At 35.8% G+C, this 4,106-nt stretch carries 8 protein-coding genes; all 8 read left to right on the top strand.

Annotated features, from left to right (window positions below; translation table 11 throughout):
* The first annotated feature begins 143 nt into the window (after positions 1-143).
* Complete coding sequence (locus C7B62_RS26730) at positions 144-482, top strand: CTP-dependent riboflavin kinase (protein ID WP_233220151.1); 339 nt, start codon at positions 144-146, stop codon at positions 480-482.
* Entirely contained in the window at positions 437-538 is a 102-nt protein-coding gene (locus C7B62_RS27295) for a hypothetical protein (RefSeq protein ID WP_370304201.1), read from the top strand. The genes C7B62_RS26730 and C7B62_RS27295 overlap by 46 nt, the downstream gene beginning before the upstream one ends.
* Before the next feature lie 2 nt (positions 539-540).
* On the top strand, positions 541-1,092 hold the full coding sequence (locus C7B62_RS24805; protein WP_106244090.1) for a Uma2 family endonuclease: 552 nt from the start codon (positions 541-543) through the stop codon (positions 1,090-1,092).
* Between the two features lie 238 nt (positions 1,093-1,330).
* The gene (locus C7B62_RS24810; protein ID WP_106244093.1) at positions 1,331-1,852 is read left to right on the top strand and encodes a hypothetical protein; all 522 of its coding nucleotides are present in this window, start codon (positions 1,331-1,333) and stop codon (positions 1,850-1,852) included.
* A 206-nt stretch (positions 1,853-2,058) separates the two neighbouring features.
* Complete coding sequence (locus C7B62_RS24815; protein WP_106244097.1) at positions 2,059-2,259, top strand: type II toxin-antitoxin system HicB family antitoxin; 201 nt, start codon at positions 2,059-2,061, stop codon at positions 2,257-2,259.
* Positions 2,256-2,462 (top strand): type II toxin-antitoxin system HicA family toxin, encoded by a 207-nt coding sequence (locus tag C7B62_RS24820; protein WP_106244100.1) that lies wholly within the window; start codon positions 2,256-2,258, stop codon positions 2,460-2,462. The genes C7B62_RS24815 and C7B62_RS24820 overlap by 4 nt, the downstream gene beginning before the upstream one ends.
* Before the next feature lies 1 nt (position 2,463).
* Positions 2,464-2,898: a hypothetical protein gene (locus tag C7B62_RS24825; RefSeq protein ID WP_199194372.1), complete on the top strand. Its 435-nt coding sequence runs from the start codon at positions 2,464-2,466 to the stop codon at positions 2,896-2,898.
* A gap of 260 nt (positions 2,899-3,158) precedes the next feature.
* Positions 3,159-4,106, top strand: a 948-nt coding sequence (locus C7B62_RS24830; RefSeq protein WP_199194373.1) for a dihydroxy-acid dehydratase, incomplete at its 3' end; no start/stop codon positions are given.

A 4,106-nucleotide genomic window follows, 5' to 3' on the forward strand; every position in this document is an offset into this window, starting at 1 on the left:
GAAAGTAGTTGTGCGAGGTTTAGGTATAGTCAAGCCCCAAAAACAACTAAATGACTTAATCGACTGGCTAGGAACAATTCACAAGGCTTTACCTGAATTAGAATTAGTTTAAGTTTCTTGCAGAGACATCAAGAAGTAAGTTAATGAAGCTTAAAGGAAAAATTAGAACAGGGAAAAACGATTTTTCTGGTTGGATAGATAGATTATCTTTCTACTATAGAGAAAAAACGGGAATGATTTTTTTTCCAGGAACACTAAATGTTCATTTAATAGATAGTAGATATTATTTTCCTTCAGATTGTATTCGTTTAGAAAAAGAAGAATACGGCGGAACTGTTGCAGTTAGTATGACTCCATGCCGAATATTCAATAGAGATGCTTATATTTTAAGAACTGACAGCGATATAGGTAAGCATGGCTATTCCCCGAACAAATTTTGGAAATCGCCACCAATGTCAAGTTACGAGATGAGTATAACTTGAAAGATGGAGATATTGTTGAAATAGAAATAAAAGCTAGAGAATCTATTAAAGCGTAGTTATGAAAACACTTTATAAATGGACAGTAAAAGATTACCATCGAATAATTGATTCTGGAGTCTTAGAAGGTAAATCTGTAGAACTGATAGAAGGGGAAATTATTGCGATGAGTCCCGAAAAGCCTATTCATAGTTCTCGGATCGATACGGTGGCTGATTATTTACGGGATCTTTTACATGGGGTAGCAAAAGTCAGAGAAGCACATCCCGTAACTTTGGATGATTCCGAACCTGAACCAGATATCGCCATAGTTGCCTTTGCAGCAGATAACTATGCAAATCACCATCCTTATCCCCAAGATATTTATTGGTTGATTGAGGTGGCAAATAGCACCTTGAGTAAGGACTTAGAAGAAAAATCTATTATTTATGCTCGTAATGGGATTCCTGAATATTGGGTAATTGATTTAGTTCATGATAAGTTGTGGTTATTCACGAATCCTCAACAAAATAGTTATTTAAATAAACAAGAAATAACCACAGGTAAGATCAATTCTGTATCTTTTCCTAATGTAAGTATTGAAGTAGATAAATTGTTGTTCAATAAAGTTTGAAGATCACATTGCGTTTTGTTTATGCGCCGAAAAAGTTTATTGTGCGCGGGTTGGGTATTGTGAAGCCCCAAAAGCCATTGAATGATTTGAGTGGCTGATTGGGTGCTATTCACAAAGTTTTACCAGAATTGGAGTTGGTTTAATAACCATGCAATTAACCCAATATTGAATACGTCAAATTAAACTATAAAGAATAAACAAATCTAATATTGAAGTTCATAATAGCTAGTAATAAAATATGACTAATTCTTCATTAGAAAACAAAGCAAGAATTACACTAATCATTATTTATATAATATTTATTTTGCTGATTTTTGCAGTTAGTATTTATTCTTATATCAATCAAAATTTATTGTTTGAGTTCTTAAAACCAGCTTATTTTAAATTCAAGGATGAAGTTGCTGGAGTAATTTCATCCTATACAATGTTTGCTGGATTCCTCATACTACAGATGACCAAATTAATTCTTCGAGCTAGTAACTATAAATTAAACTTTGGTACAATCATTTTGTTTATTAGAGGATTAATAACTTTTTTTACATCAGGAATATTTTTTAGTCTTAACTATCCTTGGCAAACTAATTACTTATATGGATTTGAGCTTTTATTATTAATCTTAAGTATGGTTGCACGCGAAGTGTTAGAGATAGTTGCTAATATTACTAAGTTAGAATTTCTTAAGGACACTGGCAAATTTGTCATAAATATTTTTACTGCATTAATTTTATGTGTGTCGATTATGATGCTTAGTTCTTATTAATCCGTATAAATTTAAAGTGTTTACCTCATAAAACAAATAGATAATCAATGCGATCGCTTCTGTCTCTGTCCTTTGGGCGATCGCTCTTAAGGTAAATAAACTATTGTGGTTGATTAATTTAGTGCAATCGCATTACCAAATACACTGTAGCTTTGAAAAACTAAACTTCTGTTATTGTGAATAATAAATTGTTGTAAATATACAAGATGAATCTAAAAGTTATCGTTTGGCAAGAAGAAGATATTTGGTGTGCTAGTGTACCTGCTTTGCCTGGTTGTCACACTTGGGCAGAAAGCTATGATGAATTAATGGAAATGACAAGAGAAGCAGTAGAAGGGTGGCTAGAAGTAGCTAATGAGAAAGAAATGCCAACAGAACACCAGCAATTGGTGGAGATTACTGTGTGAAGTCTATTTCTGGTAAAAAACTGTGTAAAGTCATGGAAAAATTTGGTTGGAAGTTAGTTCGAGTAAAAGGCAGCCATCATATTTATATTAAAGAAAATGTTTCCAAAATCGTTATTATTCCCGTACATGGCAACAGAGATTTACCAACAGGAACATTAAAAGGCATTCTTAAAGATGCAGAATTAACTGAAGACGATATTTAATGTGGCGATAAATAAGGAATTATTTTTAATTTTAGTGCATGAGGCGATCGCTTCTGTCTTCGTCATCTCGGCGATCGCACCGTTAAAATTACTCACTAAAAAACTTATTCAAAATTCTGAATCTTTAATTGATGCTTTGCCAGGAACAGCAATACTGTCAACTGATGATAAAACTTTTCGGATTGTAACCTCTGAGGCAAAAGCAGGAGGCAGCGCACGTCCGTTAAAAGTAGTCAGAGATTTCGGCGATGCACCTTTAGAAATATTAGCTAAACAAGTTGATCGTCTGAGTATGCTTAATCCAGCTAGTGCTTATGCTTATAGTCGTTTACCCTATGTAATTCATTTTGCCGACAAAATGGCGAAAAGTATACAAAATATTGGTGAATTGGGTATTTTGCATGGAGTAGATCGTCAAAAAATGTTCTTTGTTTAAATTCAAATAAAAAAATTAGAATCTCATGGCGGAGAATCTACTCAAACATAGTTGTCAATAGCTTTTATCTATAAAAAGAATTGGTAAATCCGATCGCTATCAGTACAGGAATTTCGATAAGGTACTTTTAGATATATTTTTAACCGCAGCTGACAGTCTTGAGGTTGTGCTTTTGGGTTAATTAGTCCCTAAAATTTGGTCTGGTTCAACTTAAAACTATATAGCTTAAGGCTTATAGCTATTAAAAGGAGATGTAATTGATGTCTGACAATCGAAGAAGCCAAGAAGTAACTCAAGGAAACCAGCGATCGCCTAATCGGGCGATGTTACGAGCCGTTGGTTTTGGCGATGATGATTTTAATAAGCCTATTGTCGGTTTAGCGAATGGCTATAGTACTATTACTCCCTGCAATATGGGCATTAATACCTTAGCGCTAAGAGCAGAATCGGCTTTAAAAGATGCGGGGGCAATGCCTCAAATGTTTGGCACAATTACCATCAGTGATGGGATTTCAATGGGTACAGAAGGAATGAAGTATTCCCTAGTGTCTCGTGATGTAATTGCCGACTCGATTGAAACCGCCTGTAATGGTCAAAGTATGGATGCGGTGCTGGCTATTGGTGGTTGCGATAAAAATATGCCTGGGGCGATGCTAGCGATCGCCAGAATGAATATTCCTGCTATTTTTGTTTATGGTGGCACGATTAAACCAGGCAAACACAACAACGAAGATTTAACTGTAGTCAGTGTTTTTGAAGCAGTAGGTAAGTTCAGCGCTGGCAAGATTGATCGGGCAGAATTAGACGCGATCGAACATAAAGCCTGTCCTGGCGCAGGTTCTTGCGGGGGAATGTTTACCGCCAATACTATGTCTTCGGCATTTGAAGCAATGGGCATGAGTTTACCTTATTCTTCGACCATGGCAGCAGAAGACGCAGAAAAAGCCGAAAGTACCGAAAAATCAGCTTTTGCTCTAGTAGAAGCAATTAAAGCGCAAATCTTACCCAGTCAGATTCTCACTCGCAAAGCCTTTGAGAATGCCATTAGCGTGATTATGGCAGTGGGTGGTTCGACTAATTCTGTTTTACATCTACTGGCGATCGCTAATACTATGGGCGTAGAACTAACCTTAGATGATTTTGAAACTATTCGTCAGCGCGTCCCCGTAATTTGTAACCTTAAGCCATCAGGAAAATACGTCACCGTT

Origin of the sequence: Pleurocapsa sp. CCALA 161, from assembly GCF_003003995.1 — a bacterium.
GTDB lineage: Bacteria > Cyanobacteriota > Cyanobacteriia > Cyanobacteriales > Xenococcaceae > Waterburya.

What these genes read in the sequence shown, in the direction of transcription:
- C7B62_RS26730 (WP_233220151.1), top strand. Translation starts at nt 144, where the DNA reads ATGAAGCTTAAAGGAAAAATTAGAACAGGGAAAAACGATTTTTCTGGT.
- C7B62_RS24805 (WP_106244090.1), top strand. Translation starts at nt 541, where the DNA reads ATGAAAACACTTTATAAATGGACAGTAAAAGATTACCATCGAATAATT.
- C7B62_RS24810 (WP_106244093.1), top strand. Translation starts at nt 1,331, where the DNA reads ATGACTAATTCTTCATTAGAAAACAAAGCAAGAATTACACTAATCATT.
- C7B62_RS24815 (WP_106244097.1), top strand. Translation starts at nt 2,059, where the DNA reads ATGAATCTAAAAGTTATCGTTTGGCAAGAAGAAGATATTTGGTGTGCT.